The following is an 18,391-nucleotide window of genomic DNA, read 5'->3' as shown; positions in this document are numbered from 1 at the left end:
GTGAACCTTTTATCCATCTACGTGGGGTTTGAATAAGAGAACTGCAGTGGCGAACTAATGTCGTGCAGTATAGTCGAAACAACCCCAGTATTGACTTAACTGTTTAGTTGTATAGTGTACCCCAAAAATACGCAGGTAACGTCATAATGGCTCTAACAATTTCCGCACAATTAGATAAATTTGTATCATCTTATGTCGAACACACCAAGGGGGAAGGGTTAAAGATCGCATATGATAGCGAGTGGCCCTCGCCGTGCTATGAAAAGACGGCACAAGATGGGGAGTTTGTTAGATGGACACCAACACTGCAGTCGCCCCCACAGTCTTTCAATAACGTTGAAGAGGCGCTATCGCTAAAGCTAAATCCAGAATACTGTGAATACTTCACTCGTTACTACAGCGATAATTTAAGGGCTGCCGCCCCTCAAGGTCGCTGCGAACTTCTACAAGTTTTCAATAGCGAAGACTTTGAGCGACTACAACAGAACTTGATTGGCCATTTGCTAATGAAGCAGAGGCTGGGGCAAGCGCCAACGTTGTTCTTTGGGTTGACTGATGAAGAAGATTTTATCTTAACGGTTGTCAATGAAAGTGGTGAAGTTGCACTCGAGCAGGTAGGTAAAGAGCCCTCTCAAATTCTTGCTCCGTCTCTTGCGGCATTTTTGGAGCAACTTACGCCCACTATGTAAGCTGTCTATTTAATTACATTGTCTGGCAGGCATAAAGTAGCCTGCCGGCAAAAGTCATTACTACTTTGCGCTAATTACCTCATTTAGCACACGTTTTAGTTCTGCCACTTCTTTTTCTAACGTCTCTACTCGTGCTTGCAGACTACTAACTTGCCCCGCGCTATTAGTTGAATTTTGTTGCGAGTCTTCTTTTTTGCTTGGCACATCTAATTTAGGTTTATGCGCGTTAAATCGTTTAATTGCCTCAATGGCTTCGGTTACCGATACTTTAAAAGGAGCCCTAGCACGTAAAATCCCCACCGACGGTGTTTTACCTTCTTTATGCATTTGAAGGCATAAAATATGGAGCTGCTGTAAATTAGAATTACTCATAATTCGGAAATGATTCAATGTCGTCAAAGTTAGCAGTGTAGCTTGTGTGTATAGTCAATTTCACTAATAAGTTACTTATCTCACTACTTTTTTTAAAAGTTCAATACTGGTGAAACTATAATTTATATAAATATCAGTATCTTATATTTTGGCCTTATTCTTGTTTATTCAGTCCTAAACTACGTTATCACTTGTGCATACAGTGGTTACTATTTTCGCGTATTTATGTCTATTCAGTGTCGGTTCACAAAGTAGACGTAGTATCAAATAAAAACAACACACACAATTTAAGGAATACACATGAAAACGGTTCTTCTTTTTGTAGCTTTAGCATCTTCAGTTTTACTTTCAGGCTGTGTGGTATCTGTAGGTGGAGGGTCAGATAGTCACTATGGTGCCGATTGGGAAGATAGAGAGTTTAATAATCGCAAACACATTGCGAATCTTGAGACAGGGACAAGCTACGAAACTGTGCTGAGAAAAATGGGTGTTGCTGACTTTAATGAATTGTTCGAAAAGCAAGACGGCACTTATCGCGTACTTTACTACCGTACCCAAAAAACAATGGGCGACGGTATAACTACAAAAGATGAGTGCACCCCATTAGTTTTCAGAAACGGCAATTTGGTAGGTTGGGGTGACAGCGCCTATAGCTTGATGCACTAAACACGCTTCAATTTTAGTGATTAAATATAAAAGCTGAATTAATCTTCACTTTTAAATGTTAATAAAAAGTTAACATGTGAGGGGTTTTCGAGTAGGCTAAAGTTTGAACAGCTTGTTAGGTGGTTGGCGCAATGTTAAATGCGGCCGCATTTTCATCCACCTTGCCCATCTTATTTGAATGGGTATTTGCAACTAACAACTTTGCGTACAAGGAGCCCCTGATGAATACCGATGCGATTAATAACGCAATAGCCCCCTTGCAAGACACGGTTAAAGCCATCTACTTATCTGTAGATGACCTGAAAGTTGCTGCCTCTATTCTTTACAATGCATACGTAGACGACCCCCTTTTCATCGACATTTTTCAAGCAGAGAAAGAAGGCTATGAAAGCCGCCTTCGTTCCGCTATTCGCGAAGAACTCAACGCATTCTGGGTTGCAGAACAACCCATGATAGGTCTGTTTGATGACGACAGGCTTATCGCTGTGGCGTGTTTAACCGCACCCGATGCGGCATTTGGTTCAGGGCGTTATTGGCATTGGAGATTGCGAATGCTTTTGACGGCCGGATTATTTGGTACTAAGCAAATGTTAGAAAAAGAAGAAAAAGTACGCGCCTTAGTACCCGCCGACAATTTCCATATGTTGAGCTTTATCGCAGTACATCCTGATTATCAGCACCATGGTCTTGGACATATTTTATTAGGTGCAATTGACAGCGTTGTAGAAGAGGACGCCAAAAGCGAAGGCATCGCGGTTTTTGTCACCGTGCCTTCCCATCGTCACTTCTTTAACGACGACAATTATCAAATCGTTAGTCAACTTCATTTGTCACATATAGACGGCGATATAATGTTTAGGAAAAAACAAAACTAGTATGTTGCCAGGGCACCTATACTGAGGTTCTAAAAAGGAGGTTAATTTAATGCGTTCAGAATTGAACGCATTAAATGAAACACTGTTTACCTTTCGGACAGTACGTAATCGCGGTACTCATGACTTTTCGGAGTCACAATTCTCGCCGGTAAAGGGCCGGTATAACTCGATTTCATAAATCTTTGTATATTATCGATATCCGCTAACGAGCCGTTGATTCGATCGATAACTTTTTGAGTGACTAAAATGACACCTTCTCGGGTAACTGTGAAGCCTTGTTGTTTTGCTATAGCGGTATCAGCAATTACGAAGTTAGGCGGGATGTTTACCCCTTTATCGACAATCACATTAGCTAACCTGGCTTCACTGCCTACATTTACCTCGGGTAGCAACACGCTTTTATCAATTATTGACCCTGTGCCAATACTAACATTTGATGACAAAACTGACTGACTCACAGAGCAACTGTTTAACTTACAGCCTGAACCCACCAATACTTGTTTAAGTTCACAGCAGGCCGAGTGGCTACCATTAGTAATTTCGGTGGGCGCCCGTGAAAAAGAGCTTCCCCAAATAGGCCACGTGGGATCGGATAGGTTTAATAAACTCGAGTTATTCAGCAAGTCCATGTGAGCTTGCCAATAGCTGTCCAAGGTGCCCACATCTCGCCAATAGGGAATTTGCGCACCATTGGGGCTACGAAAGCGATGAGCGAAAACTCGATGCTGAGCAATAATTGAAGGGATCACGTCTTTGCCAAAATCATGCTCAGAGTTAAGCGAGCCAGCATCTTCGGTGAGTAATTTGAACAATACATCAGCGTTAACTACATAATTACCCATGGAAGCCAAACAATAGTCAGGAGCATCGACCAGTGCATGGGGAACGCGGGGCTTCTCATCAAAGGCGGTAATGTGACTATTGCAATCAACCTTTAACACCCCCAACTGATTCGCGGCTAACTCAGTAGGCACCTCGATGCATGACACTGTCATTTCAGCATTACTCTTCACATGGGTAGTTAATAGTTTACGGTAGTCCATGTTATAGACATGATCTCCTGAAAGAATCAAAACGTATTTCGGAGCCACCGACTTAATATAACCCATGTTCTGATAGCACGCGTCTGCCGTTCCCTGATACCAGCTTTCAGACCGTTGTTGTGATGCCGCTAAAATATCCAATCGACCGCCAAAGCTGTTGTTCAACGGGCTCCAATGCTGCATCAAATGGCGAATTAAACACTGTGACTTATACTGAGTCAGCACGGCAATTTGCTTTAGGCCTGAATTAACACAGTTCGACAGTGGAAAATCTATAATACGACAATGGCTCCCAAACTCTAATACAGGCTTAGCGCGCATTTTGGTTAATTCTTTCAACCTTGAGCCCTGGCCACCGGCCAAGACTAAAACTAAGGTATCTTTCATTATCTGGTAAATATCTGTTTCAGCATTCATATCAGGCTCCGAATTCAGCCGTCCCTGGCGCTATTTGTATCTAGTCTGTTATCTCAATCTTACGCTGTAATTCCTGTGCTTTAGCCGATTTAGGAAGAAGTATCTTGAGTACTCCTTTCTTAAAATTTGCGTTAATAGCATCCTGCTCTACGCTCACAGGTAACCTGAAACTACGCTGAAAACTGCCGTAACTACGTTCCATCACGTGTATGTTGTCTTCTTTATCTTCATCACTTTCATACTTCTTCTCCCCGCTTATAGTGAGAATGTCGTCTGACAGCGATAGTTTTATGTCCTTACTCTCTAACCCCGGTAATTCCGCAGTCAATTCATAGCTTTTTTTACGCTCAACAATATCGACCTTGGGCGTAACGAAATCTAGTTTGGTGTCTATAAGACCGGAGGACTCTTTTGAAAAGGGAAAATGACTAGAAAAATCTTGAAAGAAGTTATCAAGGGCCTTTTGTCCAAAGAAGCTAGACAAGAAGCTGTTTGATTTACTGTCACTGGAACGATTAGTTATGGGTAAATTACTCATAATAAGTCTCCTATCGCAATAATAAGTAGATTATGGTGAGCCGAACTACCTAAGCTTTGACTTATCAGCTGCTAATAGTTAACAAGATTTAATCGCTAATGATATTGATCCCAGTCAATATAAGAATAGTTTATTTTTTAATCGATAGTGGAAAAGGTATTGCAAATTTTCACCGCGCTTTAGACAAGCGTAAACGGAGCACGATTAGATATTCGCTCTTATATACTTATAACTAATATGTCGTCAGCACTGCTATGTCATTGAGGAAAAGTACCGTTCATTAAACTTGTAGTCACTAGCTTAGCTTTCAAAGTAACTCAAGATGTAGGTGAACTTTCTTAACGCTTTCTTGGTTGTCCCCTCGCTTCCTAGCATATTTACAAAAATGCATTTTTGCCTCATTCGCTTGTAAGACATTTCCTACAAACGCTGTGAGTGATCTTACCTAAATTCTGAAAGAAAAAATTATACTAAAGTATAAAGTCTTTGATTCTATTGAATATTTTAAAAAGTAGTCGAAAGTCGTACAAAAAACTTTCTTAAATCCTTGTAATTCAATATGGCGGTAATAATTGGAAGGGATACTATAAACATGTCACAAGGAAACACGACGAGTCACGGATTGAGTAAGGAATCATCAACGGAATAAGTTAGGACAACTTAAGGATGAGACTCTCACAAGGCAGTGAGTAAAGGGAAGGGAAAGCAGATAGGATGCTGCATTAAACGGATGTTGAAAACGGATTTGATAGGGAATAAAGGAATTCAAGGACGAGAGACGTGATAGGACATCACGTACAGGACGTTGCAGGGATAAAGGGACTAAAGCTAGCAAGGAGCTAGAGGCAAGGAGCCAACGGCAGGAGAGCCATCAAGGAATTTCTAGTTTGCATGGACGAGCAAACCAAGGATGAAAGAAGGACATGCTAAAGGATTAGCAAAGCTGTAGCAGGATGTGCAGCGAAAAATGGAACGAAGGAAGGGATCGTCAGCGGAGCCTGACAAGGACAGCCTCAGGATGAGGAACACTGCATGTAGGATGTGTAGTAATTTAGGAAAAAAGGAAAGGGACCTACGCATGGAAGTGTAGCTCGCACAGGAAGGCGCGAGAGTAGATGGAAAGGGGCGTATACGGATTTTAATCGGGAAGATTTTAGTCGCAAAGGATCGCGGAGAAGGATACTCAAAATTCCAGGAAAAAGGGGAGCCGACAGGTTCCCCTTTTTTTTGAATTTTTGGAGTGGTTTAAAAGCCTAAGTGCATTTGGATATATTAGCTCATACCCTATGGGGCGGTACTTCTGTTCGCATAACCCTTACACCTATCAATTCAACTTCGCCGGTATATCGGTCTTCGCCATTACTTGAAAACTCAAAATTGAATAAGCTGTGCCAGTCTGGCTTACCATATTTGAATGAAAATCGTGTTTTTGCTCTCGCCACACTAAGCAACTGTAAGTTGTGCTTATCGCAGTATTGCCTTAGGTACGTATTTGTTTGCTCGGAAATGGCTCTAATGCGCCAAAACTGATAGCCAGTAAATCCAATAACCAACCACACCACCAACTCAAGTAACGTCATTTACTTTCTCGCTTGTGCAAACAATTGTTGAAATGCGTTGCCGAGAACCTGTGAGTTCGCGTTTGAATGCAATAGGGTTAGCACTTGTCTGCGTAATTTCGGGATTTGCACTAAATCCGAAAAGAACCCTGCGAATAAAGCACCTTGATGACCCTCTTTTTCGTCCATTTTTGCCGCCTGTTCTAGAAAGGCACTAAGCAGTAGTGGCTCCATTTGCTCGAAATGACGAGCTGCAATAACGCTTAGAATATCAAGTCTCTGCGACTTTTCGCTTTTTAATAGTTCGAGTAGTTTGTTGTTAATGGTCGGGTTAAAGGTACCCTCTGACGTGCCTCTTAACGCCGCTAAATTGATGTCAGTACTTTTATCTATCTCAGCCAAATACGCCGCTAATAAATTTTCAGGCAGAGAAACGCTTTCACTCATTTCCATTAAAGTGTTAAGGAAAACGTCCGAGTAAAGTGAAGTGTTGGTTTTAATCGCCTGCGCTAATACATCTTGTTTGGGGTGATGGCTTAGGCTATGTACAAAGTCTGCCACGCTCTGCATGGATATATGCTGCCAATCAACAAGTTGCGGGGCTTGAATGTAGGCCTCAACTTTTTGCGCCTCTTCACTTAAAGGTTGGTTTAGGGTGCGTTTAACTAGTGCGTTAAATTGAGCAAGTTGCGATTGATTGGGAACAAACGAATAAGGGTTGTCAGGCAGTGTTTGTGCTTTTTCAGTATCTTCAGCGACAGACTGGCCTAGTGCATCAACAATAATCTCTAGAAAATGATTCCTTGCAGCGGCAACCACTAAGCCTTGCTCATCAAGCGGCAGTTTCACAAACCAAATATAGTGTTGAGTAGAAGCATTTTTATTCCAAAAGACGATGCCGAACCACGCGTGCTGCTGACGAGGGTAAGGCGCGTAAGCACTGCCGTTTTCTATTTCTAGAAAAGTCTGACTATCTGTGGGTTCAAGGCGACGACCTAAATCAAAAACCTGGTATTCAGTGCCTGCATGTAACAAAAACTCGCTGATAGAATTAATACTGTTAGCGCTCATAACTCGTTCCAAAATACTGCTTTAATCAAAATTTGTCAGTGGGCAAATCTATCTATGGGGACTTCTATGAGTGACCGCCAACAAATACGAGTAATGGTATCACAGCAGAAGAAATTCAACGATAAGACACGCACACTTATGTTGACCTTTAGCCCCTGCTATACTGCGCGCTTCGAAAGTAAAGCGTTTTTGAATTGCGGAGAGGATGTGATTAAAACGAATAGCACTCATCACATTGCATTAAGTAAAGCATTGATACAATTAGAAACAGACATGTATCAAGATGGTATTTGGCCAAATGAAGAGCCTGCGGAACAAGACCTAAAAAATGCTATGGAAAGTGCGGTTCCTTTTGCGGTCGATTGTTTAGCGTTTGAGAGTTGGTTGGCTTTTATTTTTATTCCCAAAATGCGCGTCTTGTTGACGAATGAACAACCTCTTCCCCCTATGCAAATTACGCCTGCAGCGCAAATATACCTATCATCGGCGAATCAGCGCACCCTGTCTCAGCTTCAAATTATTGATAACATTGCCAATGGAGACATTGGGTGAGCAAATACAACGCACTATGAAGAACGATTTAAAAGGCCAATTAACTGTGCATTCAGATGAGCAAATAATAGGAAAGGCAAGCGCTGGTGAGGACGGTCGTGTTAACGCTCTTCATTTACCTGTGTTGTACCAAGATGAACACATCATTGCGATTGAGAAGCCGCCAGGCCTATTAGTACATAGAAGCCCGATCGATAGACACGAAACTGTGTTTGCGGTGCAGACACTTAGAGATCAAATAGGCCAGCACGTATACCCAGCTCACCGATTAGACCGACCCACGTCAGGTGTGCTGGTGTTTAGCTTTAGCTCAGAAATTGCTGCAAAGCTTGGGCAGCAGATGATGGACAAGCAGGTAATAAAAACGTATCACGCTATAGTTCGCGGTTTTGTGCACCATACCGGATATATCGATTACGCCCTAAAATACCGCTACGACAAAATTGCAGACAAGCATAAGCGCCCGCAGCAGCCGCCACAACCTGCATCAACTATGTATCAGTCAGTAGCAAAATTTGAAGTGCCTGAGCCTGTGGGCAAATACCAAAGTGCACGATATTCGCTAGTGAAGCTTTCACCTAGTACCGGGCGCAAACATCAACTTCGTAGACACATGGTACATATTCGTCATCCCATTATTGGTGACACGACCCACGGCGATGGCAAACAAAACAAATTCGCCAAGCAGCACTTTAATTTTAACAATTTGGCCTTAAGTTGTACTCACATGGGCTTTTCTCATCCTGTCACTGGAAAGTGGCTATCAATTAATTCACAGATGCACAGTGAAATGCGACTATGGCTCGAAAAATTAGCGCCGTTTTGCGTTTAGGTTGATAAAATAGTAAGAATTTCCGCCTGTCGAGAAAGGCGACGATCATTGGTTTAAGAGGTAAAAATGGCAACATTGAAAATTATTGCGGGTACAGTTTACGGCAACGCGCAACACGTAGCTGAGCAGGTGGAAGAGAACTTAGCTGAACAGGGCGTGGACTGCTCACTTGAAAGCGACCCGTCGGTGGCAGATTTCACTGATGCTGATGCACTTTTGATCATCACCTCTACAACAGGACAGGGCGATGTACCACCAAACCTTGAGTTTGTGTTTTCAGATTTGAAAGACGAATCGCCTATGTTAACTGGCAAGCCATTCGCGGTAGCAGCGCTAGGCGATAGCAGCTATGGCGATAGTTTCTGTGGAGCTGGTAAACAGTTTCATGCGTTACTGACCGAACTACAAGGTAACGCAGTTGCCGATATGTTAGAAGTTGACGCAATTGAAACTCTAGAGCCAGAAAAAGACGTTGTAGAGTGGGTTAACACCATTAAAGATAAGCTGTTGGCTTAAGTCTTAGAAATATTCTGATTACGAAAAGAAAGAGGCGCATAAGCGCCTCTTTTAATTTGTGAGCCTTTTAGCATGTGGCTCGGCCAATTGAAATTAACCCGAGCCGTAAGCGATAAGACAGAAATACTGCTTATTCTACGCCGCGAAGTAGTGCGTTGATACCTACTTTCGCGCGGGTTTTCGCATCTACTTTCTTCACGATGATAGCGGCGTAAAGGCTGTATTTGCCATCGGCGCTTGGCAGGTTACCCGCCACTACTACTGAACCTGCTGGTACACGGCCGTAATGAATTTCACCGGTTTCACGGTCATAAATACGAGTGCTCTGACCGATGTAGACGCCCATTGAAATAACAGAGCCTTCTTCAACAATCACACCTTCTACAATTTCAGAACGGGCGCCGATAAAGCAGTTGTCTTCAATAATGGTAGGGTTTGCTTGAAGCGGTTCTAATACGCCACCAATGCCCACGCCACCTGATAAGTGAACATTCTTACCAATTTGCGCACACGAGCCTACCGTTGCCCACGTATCAACCATGGTGCCTTCGTCAACAAATGCACCAATGTTTACATAAGAAGGCATAACAACCGCGTTCTTACCTACGAAAGTACCCGTACGTACCGCGGCAGGTGGAACAATACGTGCGCCATCTGCTGCAAACTGCTCAGCAGTATAGTTAGTGTACTTAAGCGGTACTTTGTCATAAAACTTACTTTCAGCGCCTTCAATCACATCGTTGTTGTGAAGACGGAAGAAAAGTAGAACAGCTTTTTTAAGCCATTGATGTACTACCCATTCGCCAGCTATCTTTTCTGCAACGCGCGCTTTACCTGTGTTTAGAAGGTCAATAGCTTGTGCTACTGCATCTCTTACTTCATCAGGTGCAGATGAAGGGCTAATGCTATCGCGATTTTCGAAGGCGTCTTCAATAATGGCTTTCAATTCATTCATGGTATTGTGATATCTTCAAGTTGATCGAGTTTAAACAGGATCCGCTTTTTAAGGTTCACCTGCTGTTCTTGGGTTAATGCTTTGCCAGCCTCATTGCTGACGATAAAAATATCTTCGGCCCGCTCGCCAATAGTGGCAATTTTCGCAAGCTTAAGCGTCATATTAGTATCAACGAATGCGTGACCAATTTTAGCTAAAATGCCTGGTGCGTCTAGGGCTTCTAACTCAATAAGTGTGGCTTCATCGTTGATATTGAAAAAACGAACCTTGGTAGGCACGTCTAGTTGTTTCATTTGTCGAGGCAACTTGCGCTTATTCTCGTGCGAGCGACCTGGCTTTTCAAGTTGGGCAGTAATGGCATTCTCAATAGACGTAATGCGAGACTCTGAGCTTATACGACTACCGTCATTTTCCAGAATTAGCATACTATCAAAAACATAGCCGTCTCTGGTTACGGTAACGTGTGCGTCGTGAATCGAACAATTGCGACTGTCCAGCACTGAAGCGACCTGCGCAAACAACGCTTTTCTATCTTTACCGTAAACAAATACCTCTGTGCCACCTTTTGCACTGTTATCATTTGCCTTAACTAAAAGGCCATTGTGCTCTGGCGTAAGCCATTCGTTCTGAGCTTTAATAATTTCATCGGTATGCCATGCAATTTGCGTGGGCTTAAACCGAACAAAATAGTCGTCGTCAAGGCGGGCCCACAGCGCGTCTATGGCAACGGGGTCAATGGCACGCTCCTGTAATATCTGTCTTGCCTGATGTTTGTGAGTGGTTACTCGCTCGTTAAGCGTCACTTGGCATTGAAGACCGTTGTCCAACGCCTTTTGCGTCATCAAATATAATTCGCGAAGCAAAGACGCTTTCCAATCGTTCCAAAGGTTGTCATTGGTGGCGCGAATATCAGCAAGGGTCAGCGTATAAAGCAAGTTGAGGTGGTTATGACTTCTAACTGCGCCCGCAAACTCGCTTATAACGTCAGGGTCATAAATGTCGCGGCGTTGGGCCACGACTGACATCAATAAGTGATTTTCCACTAGCCAAGCTATCATTTCAGCATCGTCGCCAGGAACATTGTGCTGCTGACAAAACTTTGCCACATCCTGGGCACCCAACGTGGAATGGTCGCCGTTTCTTCCTTTGGCAATATCGTGGAAAATAGCCGCGATATAAAGCACTTCTGGTTTGTCGAGATTTCTACAAATTCTGCCGCAGCGCGGGAAATCTTTATTCGCTTTCGAGAAAAAGTAGTTTACATGCTTCACTAGCCGGTGAGTGTGCTCGTCTACCGTATAGGCGTGAAACAGGTCGAACTGCATCATGCCTACAATAGCATCCCATTCAGGAAGATAAGCTTGTAAGATGCCGTACTGATGCATGATGTCCCATGCAAAATCAAAGAACTCAGGCTGTTTCATTAAGTGCATGAATTTTTCACGGCACAGCGGGCGCTCTACATAGTATTCTGCTTCAAAAGCGCGGTGAGCGTTGCGCAGCTGACGAATACAAATCGTGCTGAGGCCTTGTACTTCTGGTGTGTTAGCCACCAAATGCAGAAAATCTAAGATAGCTTCGGGTGAGGAAAATACGGTTTCGTGTCGTGGCGAAATCATATTATCGAGCAGTTCGAAATCTTCGTTTATGATCACGCTTTTCTGAACACTTTGATTCAGCATGTCGTACTTGAAGCGTTGAAGCAGCATTTGGTTTAGCTCAGACACCCGCGCCACGGTGCGGAAAAAGTCCCGCATCATTTTCTCGACAGATGATTTGCCTTCTTCACCATATCCCATCATTTTTGCGACGTCAGGTTGGTAATCAAACAGCAGTCGGTTTTCGCTTCTGCCTGCAATCAGATGCAGTGCACAGCGCATTTTCCAAAGGTGCATGCGACAGGCAATTAACTCACTGTGCTCTTGCTCGGTAAAGTAGCCGTGGCCAACTAAGTTCCAGCCGTCGTATTCTTTAAAATGCTTTTTCGCGACCCAGCCAATAGACTGAATATCTCGCAAACACCCCGGGTTTTCTTTGATGTTAGGTTCAAGGTTATAAGCGGTACCGTTGAATTTGGCGTGGCGTTTTTTCTGCTCGTCATACTTGGCTGAGAAAAACGCTTTGCTCGACCATGAATTTCGACCGTTAACTTCGTCCCACAATTTATCAAAGGTGGCTTCGCTTCCACAAAGTAATCGGCTTTCAACTAAATTGGTTGCAATCGTAATATCGTCTTTTGCTAGCTTAACCGTTTCTTTAATAGTGCGAACTGATTGGCCAACATCTAATTTGATATCCCATAAAAGGGTGATGAACATGCCAATTTTTTCTTGCACATCCGGCTTAAGCTTCTTTCTGCTAACAATCAGTAAATCGATGTCTGAGTGAGGTTGTAAGTGACCACGACCATAACCGCCAACGGCGCAAAGCGATAATTCGTCAACAGTATCTAAACCATATAGCTGCCAAAGATGACAAAGTAACGCATCGACGAATTGGGCGCGCCCCGTAACGAGTTGATTAACCGGTGTAGCGTCGAAGGACTCTGTTATCCAGGCATAACTGGCTTCCACGCACGACTTAATGGCGGGAATTTCGTCAACAGAGCTGATTGTGTCGATATTCTTTATCAGTGATTGCAGCGTCAAAATACACCTTTGAAATAGACTTCTTTTTAGACGCTAAGAACAATAGCATGAATTGGTAGCGGTGCGCAGTAGCAAATTAATGCATAAGTTAGGTTGAATTGTGAATATTTATGGTTTTTTGTTATAGGTGTGTAGCGCAATAAACGAAAGGGGAGCAGAGGGCATACTGTCGAGATTTGAGAGTTCGGACTGAAGCTTGCGAACGATGTAAAAAAGCGGCCGTTTACTCAACAGCCGCTTTATGAAAATCCATTGGACTTTATTTTACAAATAGCAATTAATAACGCGCAAAATTAAGACGTTACCAATATTGGCGAAGTCGATTTACCCGTGAGAAATGACGCGTTCCAAGGTTTCTTCCTCGCGAAGCGTAAGAATCTCAACGCCAGTTTCAGTGACCAATAGGGTGTGCTCCCATTGAGCACTTAAACTTCTGTCTTTAGTTACCACAGTCCATTGGTCTGGCAGCACTTTTGAGTAGCGCTTGCCTGCGTTTACCATAGGCTCGATGGTAAAGCACATACCTGGCTCTAACACATCACCCGTACCTGGCTTACCGTAGTGAACAATTTGTGGTTCTTCGTGGAAACTAGCGCCAATACCGTGGCCGCAGTATTCACGAACTATTGAATAGTTATGCGCTTCTGCGTGGGTTTGACAAATATGACCGATATCGCCAAGGCGCATGCCCGGTTTCACTTGCTCAATAGCTTTATATAAGCATTCTTGGGTAACGCGAATTAGGCGCTCTGCAAGGATAGAAGGCTTACCCACCACAAACATCTTTGACGTATCGCCATGATAGCCATCTTTAATAACTGTGACGTCGATATTAATGATGTCGCCGTCTTTCAGTTTCTTATCAGAAGGAATACCGTGGCAAATACAGTGGTTTACTGACGTGCAGATAGATTTAGGAAAAGGCGGATGGCCGTAATTTAAAGGCGCGGGTACCGCTTTTTGCTCATTTACGATGTAGTCGTGGCAAATAGTATTTAGCTCATCAGTGGTAACGCCTTTCTTTACGTAAGGCCCTATCATAGTAAGCACTTCGGCTGCCAGTTTACCGGCTACGCGCATTTTTTCGATTTCTTCTGGGGTTTTGATAATAGCTGTCACAGCGCCTCTCAAATCGTTTGAAACTAGTTTGATGAAGAATTTTGATTACTTACGCATTATAACACTATTCAGGTCATTCTTAGTAAGGTGATGATATTGCTGGTTTTTATTTGCTAAAGTCAGAGGTGTAAAGCGACCTTATCAAAGGTTCTATACTTTCTTTAATTTAAATACTTCAAATTGTCGCTTTTTACCCTCAAAACTTGAGGCTAAGGTGGGATTGTGGTATAAAGCGCGCGCCCTGACGGAAAGCTCATTTTGCCATGTGTATTTGGCACCGTTTTAGAGGGTAAATTTATTTTATTAAAACACACATATACCGACACTTCGTATCGGGGTGTTCAGTTCAACTTAGGTTGGTCTGAATCGATACAAGGGGTATATGGAGGCCTAACCCCAAGAGGAAAATAAAATGGCTAATGTTTCTATGCGTGACATGCTGAAAGCAGGTGTGCATTTCGGTCACCAAACTCGTTACTGGAACCCAAAGATGAAGCCTTTCATCTTCGGCGCTCGTAACAAAGTTCATATCATCAACCTTGAAAAAACGGTTCCACTTTTCAACAACGCACTTAACTACCTTTCAGGTGTTGCGTCTAAGAAAGGTAAAATCCTTTTCGTTGGTACTAAGCGCGCAGCTGGCGAAGCAGTTAAAGATGCTGCTCTTAAGTGCGACCAGTACTACGTAAACAAGCGTTGGTTAGGTGGTATGCTGACTAACTGGAAAACAGTACGTCAGTCAATCAAGCGTCTTAAAGATCTTGAGCAGCAAAGCCAAGACGGTACGTTTGAAAAGCTAACTAAGAAAGAAGCACTTATGCTTCAGCGCGAAATGGACAAGCTTGAAAACAGCCTTGGCGGTATCAAAGATATGGGCGGTCTTCCAGACGCAATCTTTGTTATCGACGCAGATCACGAGCACATTGCTGTAACAGAAGCTCGTAACCTAGGTATTCCTGTTGTTGGTGTTGTTGATACTAACTCTAACCCAGACGGTGTTGATTACATCATCCCTGGTAACGACGATGCTATCCGCGCTATCCAACTTTACTTGGATGCTGCTGCAAACGCTATCAACTCAGGTCGCGAAAGCAACCTTGAAGTACAAGCTGAGCAAGACGACTTCGTAGAAGCAGCAGAGTAATTCTGATTGCTTACTGTCATATCTTAATAATATGGCAGTACTACAATACGAAACGTATTGAGAGGGGCGACATCGCCCCTTTTACCTAACGAATTTATATTTAATGCTGAGGAATTGAAAAATGGCAGTGACTGCAGCACTAGTTAAAGAACTGCGCGAACGTACTGGCGCAGGTATGCTGGATTGTAAAAAAGCCCTGGTTGAAACGGATGGTGACATTGAGTTAGCCATTGAAAACATGCGTAAATCAGGCCAAGCGAAAGCGGCTAAAAAAGCAGGCCGTATCGCAGCTGAAGGTGTAATCCTTACTAAGGTTGAAGCAGGTCGCGCGACTATGCTTGAACTTAACTGTGAAACTGACTTCGTAGCACGTGACGAAGGTTTCCTTAAATTTGGTAACGAGCTTCTAGAAGTAGCAGCTGCTAACAACATCAACGACATCGAAGCGCTTAACGACGCAGACATGAACGGCGTTAAAGTTAGCGAAGCGCGTGATGCACTTGTTGCTAAAATCGGCGAAAACATCTCTCCTCGTCGCGTTATCAACGTTGAAGGCGATACACTAGGCGCGTATGTACACGGCGGCCGTATTGGTGTTATCTCTATCCTTACTGGCGGTGACGAAGAGCTAGCGAAAGACGTTGCAATGCACGTTGCAGCTGCAAGCCCGCAGTTCGTTAAGCCTGAAAACGTTCCAGCAGAAGTTGTTGAGAAAGAGAAAGAAATCCAAATCGAAATCGCTATCCAGTCTGGTAAGCCGGCTGATATCGCTGAGAAAATGGTTGCAGGCCGCATGAAGAAGTTCACTGGCGAAGTGAGCTTGACTGGTCAGCCTTTCGTTAAAGATCCTTCAATCTCTGTTGCTGAGCTTCTTAAGAACAACAGCGCAGACGTAATCAACTTCGTACGTTTCGAAGTTGGTGAAGGTATCGAGAAGAAGACTGAAGACTTCGCTGCTGAAGTAGCTGCTCAAATGGCTGCTGCTAAGAAATAATTGAGTGTTTATCTTTTGCATTAAGCAATAGTTAGATAAACTACAAAGCACCTCTTAGGAGGTGCTTTTTTATAGCTGAACATCTTTAGTGTTGCCAATGTAATGCGTAAGTGTGAAGCTAGGCGAAATACGTACGCGCCTGCCTGACAAACGAAAGCGCTTTGTCCTATGTTTTTTACACCAGTGATTTAACGAAAGACATAGGACAAAACGGGTTTACGAGGACAATTCAAACTATGAGTATCACACCAAAATCAGCATACCGACGCATTTTGTTAAAGCTTAGTGGTGAAGCCCTAATGGGGGCGGAAGGCTTTGGCATAGACCCTAAAGTGCTAGATAGAATGGCACAAGAGATTAAAGAGCTGGTTGAACTTGGTGTTCAAGTTGGTCTTGTTATCGGTGGTGGTAACTTGTTCCGTGGCGAAGGCTTAGCAAAAGCGGGAATGAACCGCGTTGTTGGCGATCACATGGGAATGTTAGCTACCGTAATGAATGGCTTAGCCATGCGCGACGCGCTTCATCGTGCATTTGTAAATGCTCGTATGATGTCAGCTATCCCACTTAATGGCGTGTGCGATGCATACAACTGGGCCGAAGCCATTAGCCTTCTTAAGTCAGGCCGCGTTGTTATCTTCTCTGCGGGTACGGGCAATCCTTTCTTCACTACAGACTCAGCGGCTTGCTTACGCGGCATCGAAATTGAAGCCGATGCGGTATTAAAAGCGACCAAAGTGGATGGTGTATATAGTGATGATCCGGTTAAAAACCCAGAAGCTACGCTGTATGAAGAACTGACTTACCAAGAAGTACTAGAAAAAGAACTTAAAGTGATGGACTTGTCAGCGTTTACTTTGGCGCGCGATCACAGCTTGCCAATTCGCGTATTCAACATGAATAAGCCAGGTTGCCTAAAACGTGTTGTGATGGGCGAAAAAGAAGGTACTGTTATTCGCCACGCTGACAACGATTAATTAAGAACAATAGGATACAAATCGTGATTGATGAAATTGAATTAGATGCGCAAGAGCGCATGGAAAAAAGCCTAGTTTCTCTAAAGGGCCAATTCAGCAAAATCCGCACTGGTCGTGCGCATCCAAGCCTTCTAGATGGCATCATGGTACCTTATTACGGCGTAGACACGCCGCTAAAGCAAGTGGCTAACGTAGTTGCAGAAGACAGCCGTACTCTAGCGTTAACTGTGTTTGATAAAAGCGCCATTCAAGCGGTAGAAAAGGCCATTATGCAGTCTGACCTAGGTTTAAACCCAATGAGTGCAGGTGGTTCAATTCGTATTCCTTTACCTCCTCTAACGGAAGAGCGTCGTAAAGACCTTATTCGCGTTGTTCGCAACGAAGCAGAAGGTGGTCGTGTAGCTATCCGCAACATCCGTCGCGACGCTAACGGTGACATCAAAGATCTTCTTAAAGAAAAAGAGATCAGTGAAGATGAAAGCCGTGCAGCTGAAGAGAACATTCAATCTATTACTAACGATTTCATTAAGAAAGTTGACAGCATGCTTGCTGACAAAGAAAAAGAACTAATGGAAGTATAAGTAAGTATTATGATTGGAAAGCGTTTAAGCGCAGCCAAATCGACGAAAGCTGAGGCGCCGGCAGTGACTGCTGGCCCGAAGCACGTTGCAATCATTATGGATGGCAATGGTCGATGGGCGCAAAAGAAAGGGAAAATTCGTACTTTCGGCCACAAAGCCGGGGTAGAGTCTGTGCGTTCTGTTGTGCGCTTTGCACGTCAAAACGGCATTGAATCACTTACGCTATTCGCGTTTTCAAGTGAAAACTGGAAGCGTCCTGAGGAAGAAGTCAGTGTCTTGATGGAGCTGTTCAATCTTGTCCTCAATAGTGAAGCAAAACGGTTACACAAAAATGGTGTACGTTTGCAGGTTATTGGTGATGTTGAAGCGTTTGACGCTAAGCTAGTCGAAAAAATTCGCAAAGCTGAAGACATGACCAAAGACAACAAAGATTTAGTCTTAAATATCGCCGCAAATTATGGCGGTAGATGGGACATTGTAAACGCGGCTAAGCAACTTGCAACGCAAGTGAAAAGCGGTGAACTTGATGTTGAAAACATCTCTGAAGACGCACTTAACGCGCATATTTCAACGGCTAACCTTCCTGAGTTAGACCTTCTCATTCGCACAGGTGGCGAGCACCGTATTAGCAATTTCTTGCTCTGGCAGTGTGCCTATGCTGAATTGTACTTTACTGACGTACTATGGCCCGACTTTAACGAAGACGTGTTTCAACTAGCCGTAGACGATTTTAATGTTCGCCAACGTCGCTTTGGTCTAACCGGTGAACAAGTAGTCACAGCCGATGGTTAACACCATACAGGCAATTATCAGGCTAGCCCTGGTAACGAACGCCAAGGGCAAATT

19 protein-coding genes are annotated in these 18,391 nt (G+C 43.6%); 11 read left to right on the top strand and 8 right to left on the bottom strand.

Annotated elements, in window-relative coordinates; genetic code table 11:
• Positions 1-146: 146 nt before the first annotated feature.
• Positions 147-689: a SecY-interacting protein gene (gene syd / locus BGK61_RS14450; RefSeq protein WP_014997554.1), complete on the top strand. Its 543-nt coding sequence runs from the start codon at positions 147-149 to the stop codon at positions 687-689.
• A 60-nt stretch (positions 690-749) separates the two neighbouring features.
• On the opposite strand, the gene BGK61_RS14445 is transcribed toward syd, so the two are convergent.
• On the bottom strand, positions 750-1,061 hold the full coding sequence (locus tag BGK61_RS14445) for a hypothetical protein (RefSeq protein ID WP_076011139.1): 312 nt from the start codon (positions 1,059-1,061) through the stop codon (positions 750-752).
• 300 nt (positions 1,062-1,361) lie between these two features.
• On the opposite strand from BGK61_RS14445, the gene BGK61_RS14440 reads away from it, so the two are divergent.
• Positions 1,362-1,727: a DUF3192 domain-containing protein gene (locus BGK61_RS14440; protein WP_076011140.1), complete on the top strand. Its 366-nt coding sequence runs from the start codon at positions 1,362-1,364 to the stop codon at positions 1,725-1,727.
• A 221-nt stretch (positions 1,728-1,948) separates the two neighbouring features.
• Positions 1,949-2,602 carry a GNAT family N-acetyltransferase gene (locus tag BGK61_RS14435; protein ID WP_044556927.1) on the top strand — a complete coding sequence of 218 codons (654 nt, stop codon included), beginning with the start codon at positions 1,949-1,951 and terminating at the stop codon, positions 2,600-2,602.
• A gap of 86 nt (positions 2,603-2,688) precedes the next feature.
• On the opposite strand, the gene glgC is transcribed toward BGK61_RS14435, so the two are convergent.
• The 4 genes from glgC to BGK61_RS14415 form a co-directional block, all read right to left on the bottom strand.
• Complete coding sequence (gene glgC / locus BGK61_RS14430) at positions 2,689-4,062, bottom strand: glucose-1-phosphate adenylyltransferase (RefSeq protein ID WP_014997558.1); 1,374 nt, start codon at positions 4,060-4,062, stop codon at positions 2,689-2,691.
• A 40-nt stretch (positions 4,063-4,102) separates the two neighbouring features.
• Positions 4,103-4,600 carry an Hsp20/alpha crystallin family protein gene (locus BGK61_RS14425; RefSeq protein ID WP_199820706.1) on the bottom strand — a complete coding sequence of 166 codons (498 nt, stop codon included), beginning with the start codon at positions 4,598-4,600 and terminating at the stop codon, positions 4,103-4,105.
• Between the two features lie 1,277 nt (positions 4,601-5,877).
• The gene (locus BGK61_RS14420; protein ID WP_014997560.1) at positions 5,878-6,180 is read right to left on the bottom strand and encodes a DUF3301 domain-containing protein; all 303 of its coding nucleotides are present in this window, start codon (positions 6,178-6,180) and stop codon (positions 5,878-5,880) included.
• Positions 6,181-7,230, bottom strand: coding sequence for a DUF3549 family protein (locus BGK61_RS14415; RefSeq protein ID WP_076011142.1), 1,050 nt, complete (start codon positions 7,228-7,230; stop codon positions 6,181-6,183).
• Positions 7,231-7,296: 66 nt separating this feature from the next.
• On the opposite strand from BGK61_RS14415, the gene BGK61_RS19750 reads away from it, so the two are divergent.
• From BGK61_RS19750 to BGK61_RS14400, 3 genes are all read left to right on the top strand, one after another.
• Positions 7,297-7,782: a YqcC family protein gene (locus BGK61_RS19750; protein ID WP_234349446.1), complete on the top strand. Its 486-nt coding sequence runs from the start codon at positions 7,297-7,299 to the stop codon at positions 7,780-7,782.
• Positions 7,775-8,614 carry a tRNA pseudouridine(65) synthase TruC gene (truC, locus tag BGK61_RS14405; RefSeq protein ID WP_076011143.1) on the top strand — a complete coding sequence of 280 codons (840 nt, stop codon included), beginning with the start codon at positions 7,775-7,777 and terminating at the stop codon, positions 8,612-8,614. The genes BGK61_RS19750 and truC overlap by 8 nt, the downstream gene beginning before the upstream one ends.
• Before the next feature lie 66 nt (positions 8,615-8,680).
• Positions 8,681-9,130: a flavodoxin domain-containing protein gene (locus tag BGK61_RS14400; RefSeq protein WP_069943864.1), complete on the top strand. Its 450-nt coding sequence runs from the start codon at positions 8,681-8,683 to the stop codon at positions 9,128-9,130.
• Positions 9,131-9,260: 130 nt separating this feature from the next.
• Here the strand turns inward: BGK61_RS14400 and dapD are convergent, their stop codons facing one another.
• The 3 genes from dapD to map form a co-directional block, all read right to left on the bottom strand.
• On the bottom strand, positions 9,261-10,085 hold the full coding sequence (gene dapD, locus BGK61_RS14395) for a 2,3,4,5-tetrahydropyridine-2,6-dicarboxylate N-succinyltransferase (RefSeq protein ID WP_014997565.1): 825 nt from the start codon (positions 10,083-10,085) through the stop codon (positions 9,261-9,263).
• Positions 10,082-12,733, bottom strand: a complete 2,652-nt coding sequence (gene glnD, locus BGK61_RS14390; protein ID WP_076011144.1) for a [protein-PII] uridylyltransferase — start codon at positions 12,731-12,733, stop codon at positions 10,082-10,084. The genes dapD and glnD overlap by 4 nt, the downstream gene beginning before the upstream one ends.
• A gap of 324 nt (positions 12,734-13,057) precedes the next feature.
• The gene (gene map / locus BGK61_RS14385) at positions 13,058-13,852 is read right to left on the bottom strand and encodes a type I methionyl aminopeptidase (RefSeq protein WP_014997567.1); all 795 of its coding nucleotides are present in this window, start codon (positions 13,850-13,852) and stop codon (positions 13,058-13,060) included.
• Between the two features lie 412 nt (positions 13,853-14,264).
• Here map and rpsB point away from each other — a divergent pair, with 412 nt between their 5' ends.
• The 5 genes from rpsB to uppS all read left to right on the top strand — a co-directional run bounded on the left by rpsB (position 14,265) and on the right by uppS (position 18,337).
• Complete coding sequence (rpsB, locus tag BGK61_RS14380; protein ID WP_014948552.1) at positions 14,265-14,996, top strand: 30S ribosomal protein S2; 732 nt, start codon at positions 14,265-14,267, stop codon at positions 14,994-14,996.
• A gap of 121 nt (positions 14,997-15,117) precedes the next feature.
• The gene (tsf, locus tag BGK61_RS14375) at positions 15,118-15,990 is read left to right on the top strand and encodes a translation elongation factor Ts (RefSeq protein ID WP_014975850.1); all 873 of its coding nucleotides are present in this window, start codon (positions 15,118-15,120) and stop codon (positions 15,988-15,990) included.
• A gap of 236 nt (positions 15,991-16,226) precedes the next feature.
• Complete coding sequence (gene pyrH / locus BGK61_RS14370) at positions 16,227-16,964, top strand: UMP kinase (RefSeq protein ID WP_014948554.1); 738 nt, start codon at positions 16,227-16,229, stop codon at positions 16,962-16,964.
• Between the two features lie 23 nt (positions 16,965-16,987).
• Positions 16,988-17,545, top strand: a complete 558-nt coding sequence (gene frr / locus BGK61_RS14365; protein WP_014948555.1) for a ribosome recycling factor — start codon at positions 16,988-16,990, stop codon at positions 17,543-17,545.
• Positions 17,546-17,554: 9 nt separating this feature from the next.
• The gene (uppS, locus tag BGK61_RS14360) at positions 17,555-18,337 is read left to right on the top strand and encodes a polyprenyl diphosphate synthase (protein WP_076011145.1); all 783 of its coding nucleotides are present in this window, start codon (positions 17,555-17,557) and stop codon (positions 18,335-18,337) included.
• The last annotated feature ends 54 nt before the right edge of the window (positions 18,338-18,391 follow it).

Origin of the sequence: Alteromonas abrolhosensis (assembly GCF_001953635.1) — a bacterium.
Taxonomy (GTDB): Bacteria; Pseudomonadota; Gammaproteobacteria; order Enterobacterales; family Alteromonadaceae; genus Alteromonas; species Alteromonas abrolhosensis.
This window is presented reverse-complemented; position numbering and strand designations above follow the sequence as displayed.